The sequence below is a fragment of the Chitinophaga sp. Hz27 genome (assembly GCF_042263525.1).
Lineage (GTDB): Bacteria > Bacteroidota > Bacteroidia > Chitinophagales > Chitinophagaceae > Chitinophaga.
Window position 1 is genome coordinate 408,992 of sequence record NZ_JBHKFJ010000002.1, and the last position, 21,493, is coordinate 430,484.

The window sequence follows — 21,493 nt, forward strand, 5'->3', positions numbered from 1 at the left end:
AATGAACAATAAGGAAAAGATATTGATTGTTGAGGACGAGTTCATCGTGGGTAATGACCTGCGTATGATGCTGGTGAATGGAGGCTATGAAGTATGCGGTATAGCGGCGTCTGTGGAGCAGGCACGCACGATGATCGCGCAAAAGAACCCGGATTGGGTGCTGTTGGATATCATGCTGAAAACTGCTACCAGCGGTATTGAGCTGGGCAAGGAGTTGTTGCAGCAACGAATTCCTTTTTTATATATCTCTGCTAATACTAACCAGCAAATATTGGAAGCAGCAAAAGCCACGCAGCCTTATGGCTTTCTGGTGAAGCCTTTCAGAGAAAGAGATTTGTTTGTGATGCTGGATATTGCCAGATATCGCCATGGTGTGGAAACAGGTGCTATCAAACAACAGGCGGCCCATGCCCCAAGAACTATATCTCCTGATCCTGACATTATCGGCAATAGCGAGGTTATTCAAAAAGCCCTGGGAATGGTGAGTGCCGTAGCACCCACCAATACAGCGGTATTGCTGTTAGGAGAAAGTGGTACAGGAAAAGAACGTTTCGCTCGTTCTATTCATAAAAATTCGTTGAGAAAAAATAAGCCGTTTGTAACGGTCAACTGTGCAGCATTGCCTGTATCATTACTGGAATCGGAATTGTTTGGGCATGAACGTGGCGCTTTTACTGGCGCAGTACAGAAGCGTATCGGTAAATTTGAGCTTGCCTCCGGAGGTACCTTATTCTTAGATGAGATAGGTGAGTTACCAATTGAAGCACAGGTAAAGCTGCTGCGTGTTTTACAGGAAAAAGAAATTGAAAAGTTAGGCGGGGGGCAGCTTACAAAGATTGATGTACGTGTAATTGTGGCCACTAACAGGAACCTGGAGAAAGAAGTAGCGGAAGGCAGATTCAGATTGGATTTGTATTATCGACTGAATATATTTCCTATAGAGTTACCTCCATTACGCCAGCATAAGGAAGATATACCTGCGTTGGTAGCCCATTTCCTGGAAAGGCTCTGTGAAAACGCCGGTAGGAAAAATATGGGTATCAGCGAACCTGCTCTGGCATCGTTGCAGCAGTACGACTGGCCGGGAAATATCAGGGAACTGGAACACCTGATGGAAAGACACTTTATCCTGGCTGGAGGAGAGAGGATAGATGCTTTCGATTTACCAGATGCGCATGTTACTATGCTACACGAGCCTTTGGAAACATTAGAAGAAATGGAGAGGACACATATCCTGAAAGTCTTGAAAGCCTGCAATGGACGTGTATCCGGCGAAAATGGCGCTGCTGATATCTTAAAAATACCTGCCCAGACATTATACGCTAAGATGAAAAAATTAGGTATAAAATCTATCTATAAATAATTTCTATGGAAAAGGAAACTGCGCGGATTGAAGGTTTCAGTGATGGTGTATTTGCTATTGCCGTTACATTGCTGGTACTGGAATTACATATCCCTACAGCAGAAAATAACGATAGCGCGTCGATGTTGCTGCATAACCTGTTGGCGCAATGGCCTTCCTTCCTGGCTTTCAGTCTTTCTTTTTTCAGCATATTTATTATGTGGGTAAATCATCATAAAGTATTTAAGCAGATTTACCGGCGCAATAGTCAGTTGATGTTTGTGAATGGATTGCTGCTATTCCTGATTACCTGTATTTCTTACCCAACGGCTTTGCTGGCGCGGTATTATGGCACCAGTGCCTTGTCTGTGGCCACTGCGATATATACTGGGTTGTTTGTGCTGATTAACCTAACCTTTAACTTGTTGTGGCGTATAGCGAGTAGAAATAAAGAATTGCTTCGTCCTGAAATAACAGAGACGGCTATACGTAAAATCAATAGGAATTACCAATATGGTATACCTGTGCATATTACTGCTTTCTTGCTGTCTTTTTGTTGTCCCACGGCAGCACTGGTACTATGCGCCGTACTGTGGACGTATTGGGCGGTTGTTTCAGGACGGTTGGAGCTGATGGCAAACAAGACTACTATAAGTCAATAAAGTGTTCTTTTTTAATACCCAATTTCTGCATTTTTGATATCAGCGTGGTAGCGGGGAGCTGTAGTTTGACAGCGGCGCCATTAAGGCCTGAAATCTTTCCATTCGATAACCTCACGATGTTGAGGATATGTTCTCTTTCTACCTCTGCGAGGGTGCGTATCCGTGTGTCGCTGCCTTGTTGCACCGCCAGCATATTGGCTTTGGAGGGAAGGCTTACCTCCGTGATCATATTGGAGCTGGTGAGTAAAACAGTTCTTTCAATGAGATGTTCCAGTTCCCGGATATTGCCGGGCCATGGATAATCCATGAGTTGCTGCAATGCTTTAGGAGTAATACCTGTGATCTTTTTGCCGCTATTAATCGCATATTTTTCTATGAAGAAATTAACAAGATCTGGTATGTCTTGTTTACGTTCTCTTAATGCTGGTAAGCTGATGGGAAAAACATTGAGGCGATAGTAAAGATCGCTACGGAAGCGTCCTGCGCGTATTTCTGTTTCCAGGTTTTTATTGGTGGCCGCGATGATGCGTACATTCACTTTGATAACGGAATTGCCTCCTATTCTTTCGATTTCTTTTTCCTGTAGCACGCGAAGTAGTTTGGCCTGCATTTCCAGTGGTACTTCTCCAATTTCATCCAGAAAAAGGGTGCTGTTGTTAGCCATCTCGAACTTTCCTATTCGGCGTTCGAGCGCGCCGGTGAAGCTGCCTTTTTCATGGCCGAATAGCTCACTTTCCAGAAGGGTGGTGGGTATGGCGGCGCAATTGACTTTGATCATGAGCTTATCGTGGCGAGGAGATTGCTCATGTATCTGGTGTGAGATCAGCTCCTTGCCTGTTCCTGTTTCTCCCAGTACTAGTACGGTAGCATCAGAAGGTGCTACTTTGGAAACCAGGTTATATACTTGCTTCATGGCGGCTGAATGGCCAGCAGTATTGCCATTCAGCTGTTTATCTTTTTTTCTTTCTTCTTTCAGGTAAAGATTTTCCTGCTCTAACTGTGTTTTATATTTTTGGATTTCTTCCAGCTGTGCTTCTATTTTTTCGTTGGCAAGAATGTTGGCAATACCTGTTCCCAGCTGGTCGGCAATGCCTTTGAAAAAATCGAAACGATTTTTTTTGAATTGGCCTGCATTCAGGGAATATAGATACAACACACCTTTAGGTACTTTACCATTGCAAATTCGTACCAGCATCATTTCTTTTACACCGGCATTATACCAACGGATAACGTAGGCGGGTATATCTTTTTTGCGGATCAGGCTTTTGAAATCGAATACGATAGGATCTTCGCTAGCAAGCGCTTTGTCAAAGATGCCATCGTTTATGGGGTGCAGTTGGTGCATTACCGGGCTATCTTTTGCAATCGACTTTATTTTATCTATCGTACTATGTAAAAATGGCGAATGTGTAATGTCATCTTCATTTATCAGACAAAGCGTGTAATAACTGGCGCCGAAATTTTCCAGCAGTTGTTCATTGATGATTTCCCAAAGGTCGGCACGATGTCTTGCAGCAGCGATGGCATTAGCCAGGCAAAGCAGTGTCTCAAATTCTTTCCTGTTGGCAGTTTCAGCGTTCATACTCCGTAATGTGGGTTAGTTGGCAGCCAGCGATAATGATGCTACCTTGGCAGATTTTTCAATTTCACCACAATAATACAAAAGCTCTTCATAAAATTACGATATTTCGTAAATTTAGATCTATGTAAATATGTGTTAAATAGTTGATTATTATTTAGTTAGATGAAGGTATAGCGTTTGGTAATCAGAAATGTTTTTTAATAACAATAACATCCCAACGTTAACTGAGTATGTTTGAACAGATTGATCAATTTGTAGACCGTAATATATCGCTTACGTCAGAGGAAAAGCAGTTATTTCATTCGCTGCTAAAGTATAAGCGGGTACGTAAGCGGACATTTCTGTTGCATGAGCAGGAGATCTGTGATTTTGAGGCTTATATCGTAAAGGGATGTATCCGTACGTATTACCTGAGTGAAGATGGTACAGAAACGATACTTTCCTTTGCTGTGGAGGATTGGTGGGTAAGCGACCCTTATAGTTTTACAGAGCAGACGCCTTCTAATATGTACATCGAATCGCTGGAAGATAGTGAGCTGTTGATAATAGATCATAAAAGCAAAGCAGCGCTATTCGAAAAGGTGCCAAAGTTTGAGCGGCTATTTCGGTTGTTGTTGCAGCGGTCACTTTTTACGATGCAGCAACGTTTTCATAACCTGTTGTCGCAGTCGGCCACGCATAGGTACCTGGCCTTTATTGAGAAACATCCGCAGGTGGTGCAGCGGGTGCCACAGCATCAGATTGCGCGTTACCTGGGTGTATCACCACAGTTTTTAAGTAAGGTCAGGAATGCTATCCAAAAAAAGGAAAAGCTTATAGATAATAAAGACAAATGGTAGCTGGGAAATGCTACCATTTGTCTTTATTATTGGGATTAGCCTTTAATGAATGCCAGCAGATCGGCATTGATGGTAGCAGCTTCGGTAGTTGGCATACCATGTGGGAAACCTGGGTAGGAGATCAGTTTACCATTTTTCAGCAGTTGGGCAGCTTTAACAGCGGTCGTTTCAAAAGGTACGATCTGGTCATCTTCACCATGCATTACCAACACAGGAATATCAACGCTTTTCAGGTCTTCTGTGAAGTCGGTTTCTGAAAATGCCTTGATACAATCGTAGTATGCTTTGATGGAGCCCATCATACCCTGGCGCCACCAGTTATCCATGATACCTTGTGATTTTTTAGCGCCTTCGCGGTTGTAACCATAGAAAGGAATGGTAAAATCCTGGAAATACTGTTGTCTGTTAGTAGCGGTGTTGAGGCGGATATCATCGAAGATAGCCATAGGAACGCCATTAGGATTGTTTTCGTTTTTCACCATGATAGGCGTAACAGCAGATACCAGTACCGCTTTAGCTACGCGGCCTTGTCCATGTTTTGCTACATAGCGGATTACCTCACCACCACCAGTAGAGTGGCCGATGTGTACTGCATTTTTTAAATCGAGCGCCTGCACGAGTTGAGCAACATCGGAAGCATAAGTATCCATATCATGGCCGATTGCAGTTTGGCTGGACCTTCCATGACCTCTTCGATCAAAAGCAATTACTCTGAAACCCTGGTGCAGGAAGAATATCATCTGTGCGTCCCAGTCATCACTAGATAAAGGCCATCCGTGGTGAAATACCAGTGGTTGTCCGGTACCCCAATCTTTGTAATATATTTCAGTGCCGTCTTTTACAGTAATCTTGTTCATTTGTTAGGATTTATTGATTTGGAAAATATTTCAGTGAAGTAATTAATTGAACATCTTTTGTGGTGATCAATTGTTTGACAAAGCTCGGGGTTTTGTGTACCTGCGTACAATAACCTAGATGAAGAAATGGCGTTAATATAGATTAATAAATAGGGGAAATGTATAGCAGGTGTTACCTGGAACAGGAGATAAGGGTATAAATGCAAAACGCCTGTAAGTAAGACTTACAGGCGTTTTGTACTATTTGTATGTTTTTTATTTACTCGGTTCCCACAGTTCAATTTTGTTACCTTCTATGTCCATTATATGCACAAATTTTCCGAATCCTTCATAGGCTTCAATCTTATCTAAGATCGTTACGCCTTCTTCTTTGAGAGCGGCTACCAGGGCTTCAATGTTTTCAACACGGTAGTTGATCATGAAGTCTTTGGTAGCGGGAGCAAAGTATTCCGTTTTTTCAGGAAACGGACTCCATACGGTGGTGGCTTTCTTTTCGCCATTGTTAGATGCAGGGCATTCAAACTTAGCACCGAATTGGTCTGTATCAAAGCCCAGGTGTGTTTTGTACCATTGTTTTACTTTTTCGGGGTCTTTGCATTTGAAGAAAATGCCGCCGATACCTGTTACTCGTTTCATGTTTGCTGGATGTTTTAAAACTGAATGGAATGCGAAACCAACACCGAATGATATCAGCAGTGCTAAAATTAATAATACGCTTTTTTTCATTTTTCGGAAATATTGGTAATGTGGATGATTAGTTGGAAGATATGACTGGTATTTAAATTGAAATTATTAAATTATCCGTGATAAATTTACTTTTCCGAAAGAAACGGCAGTAAATTAACTTCAATGATAAACAGGAACATGAAAAGGGCCATGATGGCCATCTTTATGCTGTGCATGACACAGCTGTCAATGGCGCAGCAGGCCGTTGATAAACCCCGCACACCTATCATGGGGTGGGCCAGTTGGAATAATTTCCGTGTAAATATCAACGAGCAGATTATCCGTGAGCAAGCGGATGCCATGGTGAAGAAGGGGCTGCAGGATGCCGGTTATCAATACATTAATGTAGATGATGGCTTTTTTGGTGGCCGCAATGAAAAAGGAGAACTCCTGCATAATCGCCAGCGTTTTCCGGGAGGCATGAAAAAACTTTCTGACTATATACATAGCAAGGGCCTGAAAGCCGGCATCTATGCAGAAGCTGGGATAAACACCTGTGCCTCTATCTGGGACAGGGATAGCATCGGCTCTGGCTCCGGATTGTATGGACATGATGAACAAGATCTTACTACTTTGCTGAAAAACTGGGGCTATGATTTCCTGAAAGTAGATTGGTGTGGTGGTAAAGACCTTGGCCTCGATGAGCAATTGCGTTATACGCAGATTGCTGATTGGATAAGACGTATCAAACCTGAAGTGGTATATAATATCTGCCGCTGGCAGTTCCCAGGAAAATGGGCGCCGCTTATTGCCGACTCCTGGCGAATCTCAGGCGATATCAATAATGATTTTGCGTCCATCCTACGGATTATTGCCTTGAATACTGATTTGTGGCAGTATAGTTCCCCTGGTCATTTCAATGATATGGATATGTTGCAGGTAGGCCGTGGTATGAGTTTCGAAGAAGATAAGAGTCATTTTTCGATGTGGTGTATCCTCAATTCACCATTGTTATTGGGTAATGATCTCCGTAAAATATCCGGGCAAACATTATCTATCATTACCAACAAAGAGGTGATTGCCTTGAACCAGGACCCACTCTGTTATCAGGCCAGGAAGTTCAGTGATAGTCTGGGCGTACAGCTATGGGCAAAGCCACTGATTAGCGTTCGCAGCGGAGAGGTAGGTGTAGCGCTGTTGAATACTACTAATGCGCCGGCTACCGCTGAATTGAATATCGGTGCTATTGGCCTGAATGCTGACAAGTCTGTTACGGTGCGTGATTTATGGTTGCATAAGGAGTCGAAATTGGCGGCAGGAAAGAAGCTGATGTATCAGTTGCCGGCACATGGCGTGGTGGTATTGAAAGTAAGTGGTACCAGTGTGCCTTTCAACGTGTTTACAAAAAACTAAAGATAGGTTGTATATAAAATGTAAGAGGGCGTCTCAAAAATAATTTCAAACTGAAATTGTCGATAACCTGGTATTGATCTGCAATAGGTAGATTATTACATTTCCTTTATCTGTACTGGATTTGCAGCTGATACCTTCGGTATCAGCTGGGTTGGTTCCGCGCTGCGCGCGGTAGGCTTACGCCTGAAAAAAATATTTTTGAGACGCCCTCTTGTTTTTATACCCCTTCATCGTCGTATATTAATATACGATTTGCCCTTTATTAATAAGTGATCTAACTGGTGATATCCTGGACACTGCCTCTGCGGAGCAGCTGGCATCTATCAATACTACATCGGCCGCATCGCCGGCTTTAGGCCATTGCTGGTTACCTTTATCATCCAGCGGCAAAACATTGCCTGTAGCCAGTTTTAAGCTTCTTGACAGCAGGAACTCTGATGCGTAGCCGTAGAGCTGAGCCATGGTGTTGGCTTTTTCTAATACGCTACCGGAGCCGAATGTGCTCCAATGATCAATGATGCTGTCGTTTCCTGTCATCACATTTACCTGGTGTTTGTAAAGGACAGGTATAGGCATAATAAGTCCTCCGAATGGTATGGTAGACACGATACCGATACCTGCTGCAGCCAACTGCTCTGCTAACGCTTCCTGTTTCACTTTATCTACTCTCGCGAGGGCAAAGCAATGGCTGATGAACGTTTTATTTTTCAACGCAGGATTTTCGTTAACTTTTTTAATCAGGTATTCAATTGTTTTCACGCCTGATTCTCCTGATTCATGTAAGTGAATGTCGATACCTTTTTTGTTATCCAACGCCAGTTGAACGGTGAAGTCCATGGTTTTTTCGATGGCGCCATCAATAGAATAAGGATCTACACCACCGATATAATCAATATCCATTTTTGCGGCTTCCTTGAGATAAGGCACGGAGTCTGTATAGAACACGCCATGCTGCGGGAAGGCCACCAGTTCAGCACCAAAAGAATTTTTTTTATTTTCCAGTGCCTTTAATAGGTTATTGAGGGATTGTAGTTTAGAAGTAGGTTCTATATTGACATGACTTCTAGCGAAGTTGGTACCCTTAGACTGTAATAGTTCGATGAGTTTTTCTGCGTGAGCGGTAGATGTTTTCAGCATTTCCGGGAGGATTTGCTGTTCGAGTTCAATCATGCCTTTTACACCGCCCTTCGTTCTTCTGGTTGCCTGCCAAGGGCCGCCATAGAAGGTTTTATCGAGATGGATATGCATATCCCTGAACGCAGGAAGCATCAGCCATCCTTTAGCATCAATTGCTTTTGAGTCGTTTGGTTTATTGGCGGAAATCTTACTGATTTTCCCGTCTTTGATTTCTACGCAGAACAATTCGGTTTTAGTGTGGACAACCTCTCCTTCGTCATATACAAACCCTGTTTCAAGGCGTACATTTTTCAGCAGGTAGCTTTTTTTGCCATTGACTATATCGCCGGCAAGGGCCGTAGCTGATCCCAGCAATCCAGTAGCAAAGGCCATTCCTGCCAGCCCAAGGCCTGACATCCTTAAAAATTCCTTGCGGGATATTTCCGTTTTCTTCATAGTCCCAATCATTTTTTACAAAAATAATGTTCATCTCCGCTTAGACCGTGTAGGATTCATGACATGCCTTGAAAGATTTATAACTAATCCCTCGGGACTTATAAATCTTTCAAGCATCTGTATAGATACCACAAAGATCTGGAGATATTAACCGCGTACTTTGCTATAGTAATCTTCGGAGAAAAAATGGAACAAATGGATAATATAGCAAACGATAGCAGCTATGCATTTAAAAATGTGTTGCTGGAAACGGGTTTCGAGTATGATGGTGAAGAAGTCGTGAAAACTAAGACCGCGCTTTTTTGTGTGGAAGTAGCCGGTGGAAAGGTCAAAGCTATCACTCCCAACGATCCTGATAAGGATGCCATTGATGCAAAAGGGAGATTGATGCTTCCTGCATTTAAAGATATGCATGCGCATTTGGATAAAATGCTCTGGGGTCTCCCATGGCAGGCAGTTTCAGAAAAAAGGAAGACCGTAAAAGACCAGATTGCCTATGAGCAGAAAATGATCCCGGAATGGCTGAAAACCTCTGTGGAGCGTGCTGAGAAACTGATCGATTTTTTACAATCCAACGGTACCACCTATATACGATCTCACTTCAACGTAGATCCCACTTCTGGCTTTGATTCCTTAAAGCACCTGGAAAGAGCCCTTAAAAATAAGGAGAAAACTGTAGGAGCTGAGCTGGTGGCCTTTCCGCAGCATGGTGTTTTTTATACCAATACGGCCCCACTACTCAAAGAAGTAGTGAAAATGAACATCGACTTCATCGGCGGGGTAGATCCTTACTCGCTGGATGGCAGTATAGAAAGGCCGATGGACCTTATCACACAACTGGCTATCGACAATAATAAAGGCATCGATATTCACTTGCATGAAATAGGAGAGTCCGGAGTGAAAACAATTGAATACCTGATCAATAAGGCCAATGAGAATCCATCGCTGCGCGGTAAAACCTTTGTGAGCCATGCTTTCACGCTGGGGCATCTCACACCGTTGGAAACGGAACGTATTGCAGCCCGGCTCGCAGAAGCAGGTGTAGGTATCGTTTCTTCTATTCCATTCGGTAATACGGTGATGCCTATTCCGTTGCTGAGAAAACATGGAGTGGAAGTACTGGTAGGTAACGATAATATCATTGACCACTGGATCACTTTCGGCCCTGGTGACATGTTACAGAAAGCACGACTCATCGCTAGTTTATACGGCTATAGCTCTGAATTGGCGTTGTCGAGAACACTGGCTTTTGCTACGAGAAATGTACTGCCATTGGATGATAAAGGCAAGCAGCAATGGCCTAAAGCTGGCGATGATGCTGACCTGGTATTCCTGGAGGCCTCCTGCTCTGCGGAAGCAGTATCAAGGGTGTCGCCAGTGAAATCATTGGTACATAAAGGGAATATCGTTTTTTGATACCTGAAAAATAAGGCGGTTGCCTGTTATAAATGTTTCAAGCTTTAGGATGAAAATCGCAAAGGGATGTTATAGCAGGCAGATACCTTTGTCATGCTTAAAAATTTCATTATATGATGAATCTGAAAAAAGTAACCGCAGTTCTTTTACTCGCTGTATGTAGCACCTTCCTTTTTAGCTGTAGCAAGGATAAGGACAATGAACCAAAACAACTTACTCCAAGTGAAACACTGGCAAGTGTTTCCTGGGAAACAACCAACGCAAAAAATAACAAAGGGGAAAATGTTGCCTTAGGAGATGCCAACGTTGCTAACTTCGTAGGATTTGCTTATTTCAAAGCAGACGGTACTTTCACCATGTACAACCTGGATGATTCTCCAAAAATGCATGGCGACTGGTCAGTGCCTGCTGATGGTAAAACCCGTACTGTTATTGCGAAAGATGCTGATGGAAAAGTACTGTTTACCCGCGTAGTGGATATTACTGTACTGACAAAACAGGAGTTTACCTACCGTATTTATCCTAACGCAAACGACAAAACGATTTACTTCGATATTATCCACACACCTACAACACACGCTGAACCTAAGAAGTAGTAGGATAATCTGATTTAAAAGATGGATTGGCTTTGATTGTTTTCAGTGCCAATCCATTTTTTTTGCCTTAATTTTTCCTATTTTAGAAGTAGATCTCCCAACAAAATTTGCTGCTATGAAGAGATATGATGAAACAGGCTACATCCCCGTTCTAGGCCTTCACGAATTCAGGAAAGGCCAGCTTGCCGGCCGGGAGGAATTCCTCTTTAACGAACTCCATGGTGAGCGTCATATCGACAAGCCGCATAAGCATGATTTCTTTATCATTAACCTCTTCGAATCAGCCAAGGGTGTACATAATATCGATTTTCACGATTATCCTGTAGGCAATAAACAAATACATGTATTGTTTCCCGGACAGGTGCATACCTGGGACATAAAGCCTGATACCACCGGCTATCAGCTGATGATACAGCAAAATTTCTTTGAGCGTTTTGCACCATTTTTCCGCTTCTCGTTTTCCAATTATATGAACCATCCGGTGATACCATTGTCCAACGAGAGCTTTAAACTACTGAAATATGAGTTTGATGCAATCAGGGACGAACTGAATTCAGAAAATTCTGTACAAGAGGTAATCAGTGCCAGAGCCGCTGTTATTGCGGCTATTGTAAGCAAAGAAGCCGAGAATATTTTTACTGATCTGAAGGTATTTCAGTCAAATCCCAGACTTGCAAATTTCAAAACACTGATTGATAAATTTTACAAGCAGGAAAAACTAGTTGGATTTTATGCGGCCAAATTACATATCTCTGCTAATTACCTGAATATACTCTGTAAAAATAATCTCCACGTATCGGCCACTAAACTTATACAACAGCGCGTACTGCTGGAAGCCAGGCGCTTATTGCAAACCACAGATCTCTCTATAAAAGAAATTGCATTTGAACTAGGATTTGTAGATCATGCCTATTTCTCCAATTTCTTTAAAGCCCAGGCTGGTATTACACCTACACAGTTCAGAGAAGGTTGATTTTATGGCTGTAGCTGTTTTTTAATAGCAAAATATTGTGCATTCAGCTGCGAAGATCAGTATTAAGTAGAAATAACGTAAGATTCCGTAATTGTACTTTTTATCCAGTGCTGTAGCCTATTTTAGCGTATTTATTCCACTATTTTTCGTCAAAAAAAATGAATGATGCAACATGCGATCACCAATAATTTTTGGTGATAATGGAAGATTCCTAACTTAGCATTGTCGACACCCCAAATGGAAAATGTAGCAATAGCATAAGCAATTTAATACCCCAAATTAAGCACGCGTCTGCCACGGGCAGCACTATTATCATTACCCCAAAAATTACAATCATGGCTAAGTTAGCAAAGACATTCAATGATCAATTGAAAGGTGGAGTAATTATCTCTGCCGGTAGTCCAGCCACCTCCTTACTTTTGTTTACAGAAGGTACAGGCTTATCCACACAGGACCTGCACTCAGGTACTGTTAAATCCATTGGTACCGGTTACCAGGAACCCGGCGGTATTACCGCTACGCCGGATGGCGCCAGGATATTCGTTGCTGATACGGATTCCGTTCACCATACTTTCATCATCTATGAATGTAAATTTTCAGCAGCTAATCAGTCGGATGCAAAGCCTATATTGAAAGGCAACGGCCATCCAATGCAGCTGGCCCTGCACGACAAAATTTTATATTATGTAGATCAGCTCAACAGAGATTTTGTCGCGTATGATCTTACTACAAAAACATCTACAGTAATATCGACAGGTTTTCAACTACCAGTGGGACTATTAGTAGATGATGCTGGTAAATACGCATATGTATCTGATAGTAAATTAGGACAGATCATTGCATTTAATCTGGCTGCAAAAACAAGGAAGATCATTGGAAATGCACTACGTTCCCCTTTATATCTTTCGTGGGCAGATAAAACACAAAAACAAATCCTCTTTACTGAAAGGGCTTTGATTGGATACGTTAGCACACTCAATATTGCCACAGGTACCAAGCAGGTAATCCTTTCCAGCACCGCCGGCGGCCGCCCGATAGCCGCCTGGAGTTTGAAAGATCTTTTAATAGTCGCAGATATTAAAAGGCTTTTATGGTATGATCTATTAAATAGAGCCCCACTGTTGCCAGTAACCCTGACCGTTGAAAATCCCAAACCTTTTATCGGTACTTTCCAGCGTGTACAGATAAACTTTGGTACCTCAGGATTAACGCTGAGTACTGTAAATATTAAAGTCTCCGATGAAATAGCTGGCGGTACAATTTCTTTTTCAAAAGATGATCTTTCCCAACCCAACGAAATCATGCTGCTGGTAGGTTACAAACCTGGCAAGTATAAAATTTCGATTACTGATAAAGTAAGTAATGGGCTTGTTGGAGAGGTAGAATACGAGATCACTGATGTATGGACGGTACCAGATAAGAGCCCAGGACATTGGATGACAGGAGAATTGATTGACTTCGTAACAGGATATACCTGGGGCGGTGGGCCTGCTTCGCCACAAAACGTAGATGTGATCCCGCAATCAGGCACACGTAATATTTGTATTCTTACTGTAGATACTAACTCTGCACAATACCCTACCGGCGCTGCTTTTACTACTATCACCAATAGCTGGCGCAATGGCGCAGTAGGTACTACGCCTGATCCTGATGGTAAAGTACGCAGTGCAAAAGCTTATTATGAAGAGGTATCACATAACGCGTTTACTTTAGGACTTGCAGGCAACCAGGTATTGAGTATACACCTGAATAGCACCTGGACAGATAACTTCAGCATGATGCCTTCGCCATGGCCTAATAATTCTTTTACACCTACCAATAATGTTGCATTTGCACAGGCTTGTATATCGGCTGCAGCGGCACTGACCGATGGTGGCGGTAATCCGTTGGTAGATTTCAGAAACGTGCAAACACTGATCATGGTGATACGTTCTGAAGGTAATACCTCTGCCGATAATTTCTTCTGGCCACAGGCATGGGGCGGATCCTTCTCCGTTCCCGGTGGTAGTGCAAATATGCGCGTACTCGGTATGCCGGACGACTGGAACCCAACGCGTGATAGTCGCACCATTTATGAAACACTTTCGCATGAACTAGGTCATAACCTCGGCTATCCTGATCTGTACACCAATGCAAATGACCTATATACACCAGCCATCCAGGCAAAGGATATTACCAACTTTGACCTCATGAGTAGAGAAGGTGAGCTGCCACATATGTCTGTAGGACAGAAAATGGAAACAGGCTGGGTACGTCCTGAATGGGTGCGCTCTTTTGATTTCTCCCGCTCAACGATACCATTGGATACCACTGTAGTATTACAGGCCAGCGAGCTGGGAACACCGCCGGCAGGTGAGTTTACAGCCGTTGAGATCAGGATCGCAGATGGTTGGAATTACTACTTCGAATATCGTCAGGGACAAGTGAGCCAGATCGGCGACCAGCAACTGGCGAATACAGCTCCAAACGATGCTAATAATGCCGTGGTATTAGGAACGGACATGATTTCCCAATCATTTACCTATCCTATCGCGAGGCCGCAGATTATGCGCCTTTCCAAAGATGCAGAAGGTGAAAATTCTTTCTTCACTGTAGGACAGGACTATAAAGAAACAGATACTTCCAGCATGGCTATTGCAGACTTCAGAATGAGCGTGGTGTCTATGAGCGGTAATACGGCTACGATCCGGATTCAGTATGGCACTAACGGTCGCCCGGACTTATACATCCGTCCATGGCCTGGTGGCGACAACTGGCAGAGTCCTGATATCGAAGTACGCAACGTGCGCTCCATGACAGATCCAGCACACTGGACGAACGTACCTTGGGTAGGACATCTCAACACGATCATTGCACGTTATCGTAATCGTGGTCCAGTAACGGCAAGGAATGTAAAAGTAGATTTCTACATCAAAGACTTTACGGTACAAGGCGCGCCAGAGGTTTATCTTGGTAGTGATACACATGATGTGCCACCAGAAACATCGTCCCCATTTGTTGAATTCTCCTTCGGCTGGATTCCTCCAAATGATGGTCACAAATGTATCATCGTCAGAACGCCGCTGTACATTGATACTTCCGTAAACCCTAACATTGTAGAGGTTACAGACAGTAATAACAGTGCACAGTCTAACTATACACGCTATATTTCAGCGTCTTCCTCTCCGGCAAAAAGAGAAATTACGCAGATCTCCCTGCATAATCCATTCGAACAAAAAGCAGACATCTACGTGGTACCACAGATCCGAGGTATGTTTGCCAAGTACTATCGTTTATACGTAGAAAGCATGTCATTAAAACTGGATCCTGGTGAAACCCAAAAGGTGCAGCTGATGATAGAATCTATGTATGGAGATCCACGTTATGCGGATGTATTCAAGCAATATGGTGATCGCTTCTTCTCGAGTGATACCCGCATTGGACTGATTGGTTATGGCATTCCACCAGAAGCACCTGCACATCCAATATTGCTGGGAGGTGCACAAATCAATGTGGCTTCAGGTCATGCTACAAAATTCGATCAGTATGATTATTACAAGCAGGAAGATATGCTGCGCGGACATGTTGTAACCCTGGATGGCAGCGCGATTGTTACGGGTCAGGTGTTGCTTTCTTTCTATGCAGATACGAAAGAAACACAGACTATCAGTGTGGCATTGAATAGTGGTGGTTTTACCGTGCCTCGTATCAGCACTATTATGAAACGTTACAGGGCTAACAGAGTAACGGCCCATTATCCTGGCTGGACAGGCTTCGGCAGCTGCGATGCACCGAATGACGTGACTATGTAATCATCAAACATAAAAACAAGAAGCCCAAAGCCATAAACAGCTTTGGGCTTCTGCATTTATCATCTGCATAAAAATTATTTAGGCTGATAAACACGCACATAATCATACATCACACTGTCTGGATAAGAACCCAACGACGGCGTGCCTCCAAAGCCTGTCAGCTCGGTACTTAAAATAATATATTCCGTGCGTTTAGACAGACCAAAAGTGGTTTCCCATGTTTTGTATCCATCTATATAAAATTTATAGGTAGAATCAGTCCAGAGAAGTCCGAATGTATGATAACCGGTGTCTATGGAAGATACAGGGACTTGCACGCCCTGTGATTGATGAGCAGTGCCATAACCATTGATGTGAATGGTCTGCCAGATTTGTTTAGGCGTAAGACGATGGTATTCGAAAATATCTACTTCAGCACCATTCACTGCGGGATTATTATAGGGTGTGTTGCCCATGGTTGGAGATTGCAGCCAGAATGCCACATGCGGTCCGATATATTGATTCATTTTAGCACGGCACTCATAGTAGCCATATTGTGAATTGAAACGACCGTCAGTAGAAACTTGCCCTACGTAGTAGGTGCTGCCTTCCTGCGTTACACGGATAACCATATGGCCGTTGCCATCCAGCGCTACTGTTCTGGCGCCATCAACAGTGGCGTAATTTCTTACGGAGCCATTAGCGCGATAACTCCATTTACTGGTATCCATGGAAGTGCCATTAAATTCGTCGTTCCATATCAGGTTGTAGTTGGCCAGTATTTTCTGAACATCTGTAGAATCACTAGCAGATTGAATGATGGATAACCCTGGTGCATAAGTGCTGCCCGCTTCTCTGGAGGAGAAGGTCATGTCGCCGGTAGGATCGAAGGCGCCGTTGTTGGCCAGCAGGAAAGATACTTTACGATCGGTGCCTGAAAGTTTGCTGTTTACCTGGCTGGTAACGTCCATGGAATACCAACCAACACCGCTTACTGTTAGCTTACCAACAAGGGTAGTATCCATGGGTGCGTTGTTCCAGTTGATACCGCCTTCCGTCCAGGAAGTGGTGGTAGTGTACACGTTGATAGTACGGGAGGGAGATGTATTAACGCTGCTGACATATAACTTGAGCGTAGCACTATTCACACTGGAACCGGTTACCGCGGAGATGTCGAATTTTACATATGACTTACGATTGTAGGAAGTGGCGTCAGACTTCACCACGAGGCCTGTGGCGGTACCGTAATTAGTACTGGCATAAGTGCCATTTCTGACATAGGCATCTTCAACAGCTGGGTAGTTTACAGCTATTCCTGCCAATGAATCGGTGGTGATACCTATTGCAGACTTTCCATTAATAGGTTGCAGGCCGCTACTTTTTTTCTCACAGCCTGAAAACGTCAGTGCTGCCACCACGGCAACAGCTGGAAATAATAGCAATTTCATTTTTTTCACAACGTTTAGGTTTTAGTGGATTCAGAAATATTATTTGGTTGATGTATTACTGATCGTTGCGGTGGTATTCAATGTCCAGGTACAGGCATCCTGTAATATGGTACCATTGTTTACAGCCTTTACCATGATGGTGTTTGGGCCTGCTTGCAGGTTAACATTTAGCCAGATAACCCTTCCTATTGAATCGCGGCTGGCGCTGCCTATATTTTTCCCATTTACATATAGTGTTGCTTTATCAAGATTCGTATATACTTTAACGGTAGTTATTGCCATGGTTCTCTCCTGTGCTCTTTTTTCTGTCAGATATAACATGGGTTCTGCTGACCAGTTAGCTTTATAGAAATAGAACGCATCTTTTTTAATTTTATGATCGTAGGTAACGAGACCTTTGTCGTTTAGACCGTCTACATTGCCTTCTGTTCTGATAGCAGAGCTGAAATCTGCTAAAGCCCAAACGAATTTTCCCCAGATGAAGGGCCGGGCATTCAAGGCCGTCCAATTGGCTTCGTGGTAAGCCGTCTGCCATTCTTCAGGATGGAAGTTGCCATCAGCGGAGGGGGCCTTCAAAGTTTCCTGGTGCTGTAATATATTGGCGCCGGCGCCGTATTCACTAACAGCAATTGGCTTGGATGGAAATTGATGATGCATAGCTTCTGCCCAAACACCTATATCACTGAAGGAGCCGCCATACCAGCCGTAGTACTTATTCCATGCGATCACGTCACTCACTGTATTGAAATAGTCTGTGTCCAGGAAAGTAGCACAGGTAATGATCCTGGAGCTATCTTCTTTTTTGGCAAGTGCCTGTAACTCCAGCAGGAAAGGACGTGGATCATCATAATCTAATTTCAGCTCATTAAATAACCCCCAGAAAAGAATAGCAGGGTGATTATATTGCTGTCGTATCATTTCTGTCAACAGCTGAAGGGCATGTGCCTTCAATGCAGGAGAGTTGATGAAACCAGTGCCGGTATAGCCTCCTGGACCTACCAATGGTATCTCTGTCCACACAATTACACCTGTGGTATCTGCCAGCTGATAAAAATAATTGCCGTGTGGATAATGGGTGAGTCGCATGGCGGTGGCTCCTGACTCCAGAATTAAATTCATTTCCTCTTTATGATCAGCGGGCAGTAATGCGGAACCTTTATCTTTTACATCTTCATGCATACCAAAACCATGCAGGTCGAGGTGTTTGCCGTTCAGGATAAAACCTGTTGTTGCATCTACCTTAAAAGTACGTAGGCCTAACGGCTGCGTCACTTCATCTACCAGTTGGTCATCTTGATATAACTGCACGCTTACCTGGTATAAATAAGGATCTTGTCTACCATTCCAGCGGTGTGGGTTGTTTATGGTAATTCTTTGATGCAAGGTCGAATCACTGCTGGCAATAGTCGTTTGCTGGCGACTGATTTCCTTATCGATTGCATCTTTAATTATGGTGCGGGCTTCCAGCTTGTGGCCTTGTAGGGGTAGTGATAATTTCGTACATACGTTCACGGTAGCCTGTGATGCGGATATATTTTCTGTATGGATATAAACGCCAGGCCCGGCATAGTCCAGTGGTGTGATACAGTTTTTATTGGTGACGATCAGCCATACAGAACGATGGAGGCCACCAAATACATTGAAATCGCCGGATAATGGTAGTACATCCATCCTGGCGGCATTACTTACTTGTACAGCTATGGTGTTATTAGAGTCGGCATGAAGGTAGGAGGTGATTTCTGTGCAGAATGCCGTGTAGCCGCCTTTATGCTCCGTAACGAATTTATTGTTTACTAATACATCCGCAACGGAATTGGCACCTTCGAAATATAGGAATACGCGTTTGTCTTTCCAGTCTGGATGATAGGCCACGTTGCGGTTATAGATACCTGCACCCCGATAATATTGCAGCTGACCATTCATTACATCTTTTGCATTCCAGGTATGCGGAAGCGTCACCTGTTGCAGCTGTGGTTTCTTTCGGATATCATACGAAAAATGAAAATTCCAGCCCGCATCCAGATTCGTGATGGTTCGTATACTGCCGGCAAAGGCATTGCAGCAGAGCGTAATTAAACAAGCGATGAGTGTAATAAATGATTTCCTTTTCATTGTATGTTGCTGAACTAAATAGCTGGATGAGGTGTCTGGTTATAAGCAGATGTCTGCCTGTATGTGCCACAGGCAGACATCCAACTAATCAGAAAACCACGCCTGTTTTGCATTCGGCGGGCATCCGGGTTAATACTGTAATTGAAGAACGGGTTGATTATTATTAGCTTCTTTACTGTTAAACATCATATAGCCGTTAGAGTTATATGCGCCTGTATTGAGTAATAACAACGAAACATTTTTGTTGCCACTGAGTAATTCCTTGTTCACAGCATTGGTAACATCAATATTATAAGTACCTGGTGCGGTAATGCTTACCTGCCCTATACGGGTAGTATCCATTGGTGCATTATTCCAGGTGATGCTATTTTCTGCCCAGGATTTGGTAGCAGTGCTGTAAACGTTTACCGTGTTGGTAACAGGCGTGGTAGCACAATAAATACTGAGTATAGCCTTACTTACATTGCGTGTAGTCACGAGAGAGAAACTAAACTTCAGGTACGACTTCCTCGCATAAGAAGTAGCATCAGCTTTTACGACTAACAATGTATCTGTGCCGTAGTTGGTATTGGCATAGCTGCCATCACGCACATAGGCGTCGTCCAGGGAACTGCCAGCCTGAGAGATGATCGCATGTTGAAATGCGCCCACATCAGGATTACTGCCGGGCAATGGATTTCCTGCAAAATCGACACCGCCGTTATTACTGATCAACAGTCCTGCATTGCGGCACCGGGAAGTATCAGCAACATTATATCCTGCAGCTACATTAAAACCTGTGCCCGTAGCCGGATTGACAAAGAGTGGATTGTCATAGAAGTTATTGCTAAGTATGGCAGTGCCATAGCTGGCGCCAGAGAACACGTTGGAAGGATACAGGCAGTTATTGTTAAACTGCATGGTATTTGTGAGTGCAACATTAGAGAGATTTCCAATAGTGGAAGTAGTATAAATAATGTTGTTAGAGAAATTGGCTGTGGCAGCGCCGGAGCCATTGTAAACGGCCAGCAGGCTATTTGCAGGATTTTTAATTACAAATACGTTATTGTAAATCTGTCTGTTATTGTTGCCGGATTTTTCAAACCAGAACAGTTTTTTAATTTGTGACCCCAGGGTGCCTATGTCGTTCACGCTTACGTTGTAGCGGACGGTGATATTTTTGGAATAGCCCATGAACAGCATGAAGCCACCGTTGTTGTCGTGGGTGTAGTTATACTCGAAGATGTCGCCGTCAGTAGCAGTGGCGGTAGTGTAACCATCGGCATCGAAAGCTTCGCCATCGTTGGCGCCGCCGCCAGTCATGCCATAGACTTCGTTATGCGCTACCAGCGTGCCTGTGCTGGCAATGGTCCAAATGCCAGCGAAGTTGGCGTCATTGGTCATGCAGGCTTTGTACACCGTATTATTGGTGATTTTACTGCCGCCGCTTACAGAGGACATAACGATACCATCTCCATAAATATTCTCAATAAGATTATTATCGAAGATGATATTTTTTAGTCTGCTGGCCATATCTGTAGCACCGGTAGTACGAATACCTTCTACTGAGCAGTTGGCAACATGGCAGCTTTGTACCAGTACATCGCTGAGCATACCATTGATAATGATGCCGCCGGAGCCTTTAGCATAGTTGGTTTGATTTACCGTAGCAGCGTTGACGTTATGAACATAACAATTGCTGATCGTGATGTTTGAATTAAATGGATCAGTAGAAACGGCACCCCCATTGACTCTTATGCCTGTTGCAGCATAGGTAGTGCCGGAAGGCACCGTATTGGTGATCTCGAGATTGCTCACTGCCCAATAGGAAACCTTATCCAGCAACAGCGTGATGGAACCGTTCAGTAGACCGCCACCATTGATGACTGGCAAGCTACTGCCACCATATTTATCGATGACAATAGGTGCACCAGCAGTGCCGCTGCCTTTAGGATGCAAGGTGTCGTTCCATACGCCAGCGCTTTTAAAAAGGATCTGATCTCCAGGAGAAAAAGTCATGGAGTTAACTTTTGCAATAGTTTTCCAGGCCGTAGTAGAGCTGGTGCCGGCACTGGTATCATTGCCGGCAGGATCAACATAATATACCGTGCCTACGGCGCCCGCCACCACTGCAGATTTGCTCTGTGTCAGTCTTTGCAGGTTATCTTGCTTGGCACATGCAACAAGACAGCCGCAAATCACTGTAACGATCGATAATGATTTTCTCATTGTAGATAATTAAATGGTTAGAGAAGGGATGTGGAAT

The 21,493-nt window shown here is 43.6% G+C and carries 15 protein-coding genes; 8 read left to right on the forward strand and 7 right to left on the reverse strand.

The genetic code is table 11. The annotated features are described in order from the left end of the window. Position 1 precedes the first annotated feature (1 nt). Positions 2 to 1,363: a sigma-54-dependent transcriptional regulator gene (locus tag ACE38W_RS05565; protein WP_375829356.1), complete on the forward strand. Its 1,362-nt coding sequence runs from the start codon at positions 2 to 4 to the stop codon at positions 1,361 to 1,363. Positions 1,364 to 1,368: 5 nt separating this feature from the next. After that, positions 1,369 to 2,004, forward strand: a complete 636-nt coding sequence (locus ACE38W_RS05570; RefSeq protein ID WP_375829357.1) for a TMEM175 family protein — start codon at positions 1,369 to 1,371, stop codon at positions 2,002 to 2,004. On the opposite strand, the gene ACE38W_RS05575 is transcribed toward ACE38W_RS05570, so the two are convergent. Further along, complete coding sequence (locus ACE38W_RS05575; RefSeq protein ID WP_375829359.1) at positions 1,991 to 3,586, reverse strand: sigma 54-interacting transcriptional regulator; 1,596 nt, start codon at positions 3,584 to 3,586, stop codon at positions 1,991 to 1,993. The two genes, ACE38W_RS05570 and ACE38W_RS05575, sit on opposite strands and share 14 nt — an antisense overlap. Positions 3,587 to 3,816: 230 nt before the next feature. On the opposite strand from ACE38W_RS05575, the gene ACE38W_RS05580 reads away from it, so the two are divergent. Then, the gene (locus ACE38W_RS05580) at positions 3,817 to 4,425 is read left to right on the forward strand and encodes a Crp/Fnr family transcriptional regulator (protein WP_375829360.1); all 609 of its coding nucleotides are present in this window, start codon (positions 3,817 to 3,819) and stop codon (positions 4,423 to 4,425) included. A 35-nt stretch (positions 4,426 to 4,460) separates the two neighbouring features. Here ACE38W_RS05580 and ACE38W_RS05585 read toward each other — a convergent pair whose 3' ends face one another. Continuing rightward, positions 4,461 to 5,282 carry an alpha/beta fold hydrolase gene (locus ACE38W_RS05585; protein ID WP_375829362.1) on the reverse strand — a complete coding sequence of 274 codons (822 nt, stop codon included), beginning with the start codon at positions 5,280 to 5,282 and terminating at the stop codon, positions 4,461 to 4,463. Between the two features lie 255 nt (positions 5,283 to 5,537). Continuing rightward, entirely contained in the window at positions 5,538 to 5,918 is a 381-nt protein-coding gene (locus ACE38W_RS05590; protein ID WP_375829363.1) for a VOC family protein, read from the reverse strand. A gap of 213 nt (positions 5,919 to 6,131) precedes the next feature. Here ACE38W_RS05590 and ACE38W_RS05595 point away from each other — a divergent pair, with 213 nt between their 5' ends. Beyond that, the gene (locus ACE38W_RS05595) at positions 6,132 to 7,361 is read left to right on the forward strand and encodes a glycoside hydrolase family 27 protein (protein WP_375829364.1); all 1,230 of its coding nucleotides are present in this window, start codon (positions 6,132 to 6,134) and stop codon (positions 7,359 to 7,361) included. Between the two features lie 240 nt (positions 7,362 to 7,601). Here ACE38W_RS05595 and ACE38W_RS05600 read toward each other — a convergent pair whose 3' ends face one another. Further along, on the reverse strand, positions 7,602 to 8,933 hold the full coding sequence (locus ACE38W_RS05600) for an amidohydrolase (protein ID WP_375829365.1): 1,332 nt from the start codon (positions 8,931 to 8,933) through the stop codon (positions 7,602 to 7,604). 195 nt (positions 8,934 to 9,128) lie between these two features. Between ACE38W_RS05600 and ACE38W_RS05605 the strand changes: the two genes are divergently transcribed. The 4 genes from ACE38W_RS05605 to ACE38W_RS05620 all read left to right on the forward strand — a co-directional run bounded on the left by ACE38W_RS05605 (position 9,129) and on the right by ACE38W_RS05620 (position 15,709). After that, positions 9,129 to 10,349 (forward strand): amidohydrolase, encoded by a 1,221-nt coding sequence (locus tag ACE38W_RS05605; protein WP_375829367.1) that lies wholly within the window; start codon positions 9,129 to 9,131, stop codon positions 10,347 to 10,349. A gap of 113 nt (positions 10,350 to 10,462) precedes the next feature. Then, positions 10,463 to 10,945 (forward strand): DUF4822 domain-containing protein, encoded by a 483-nt coding sequence (locus ACE38W_RS05610; protein WP_375829368.1) that lies wholly within the window; start codon positions 10,463 to 10,465, stop codon positions 10,943 to 10,945. Positions 10,946 to 11,060: 115 nt separating this feature from the next. Continuing rightward, on the forward strand, positions 11,061 to 11,918 hold the full coding sequence (locus tag ACE38W_RS05615) for a helix-turn-helix transcriptional regulator (RefSeq protein ID WP_375829369.1): 858 nt from the start codon (positions 11,061 to 11,063) through the stop codon (positions 11,916 to 11,918). A gap of 335 nt (positions 11,919 to 12,253) precedes the next feature. Further along, on the forward strand, positions 12,254 to 15,709 hold the full coding sequence (locus tag ACE38W_RS05620) for a hypothetical protein (protein WP_375829371.1): 3,456 nt from the start codon (positions 12,254 to 12,256) through the stop codon (positions 15,707 to 15,709). A gap of 74 nt (positions 15,710 to 15,783) precedes the next feature. On the opposite strand, the gene ACE38W_RS05625 is transcribed toward ACE38W_RS05620, so the two are convergent. The 3 genes from ACE38W_RS05625 to ACE38W_RS05635 all read right to left on the reverse strand — a co-directional run bounded on the left by ACE38W_RS05625 (position 15,784) and on the right by ACE38W_RS05635 (position 21,456). After that, on the reverse strand, positions 15,784 to 17,136 hold the full coding sequence (locus ACE38W_RS05625; protein ID WP_375829658.1) for a DNRLRE domain-containing protein: 1,353 nt from the start codon (positions 17,134 to 17,136) through the stop codon (positions 15,784 to 15,786). Positions 17,137 to 17,175: 39 nt separating this feature from the next. Beyond that, positions 17,176 to 19,248: a glycoside hydrolase family 2 TIM barrel-domain containing protein gene (locus tag ACE38W_RS05630; protein ID WP_375829372.1), complete on the reverse strand. Its 2,073-nt coding sequence runs from the start codon at positions 19,246 to 19,248 to the stop codon at positions 17,176 to 17,178. Between the two features lie 129 nt (positions 19,249 to 19,377). Continuing rightward, the gene (locus ACE38W_RS05635; RefSeq protein ID WP_375829374.1) at positions 19,378 to 21,456 is read right to left on the reverse strand and encodes a DNRLRE domain-containing protein; all 2,079 of its coding nucleotides are present in this window, start codon (positions 21,454 to 21,456) and stop codon (positions 19,378 to 19,380) included. Between the last annotated feature and the right edge of the window lie 37 nt (positions 21,457 to 21,493).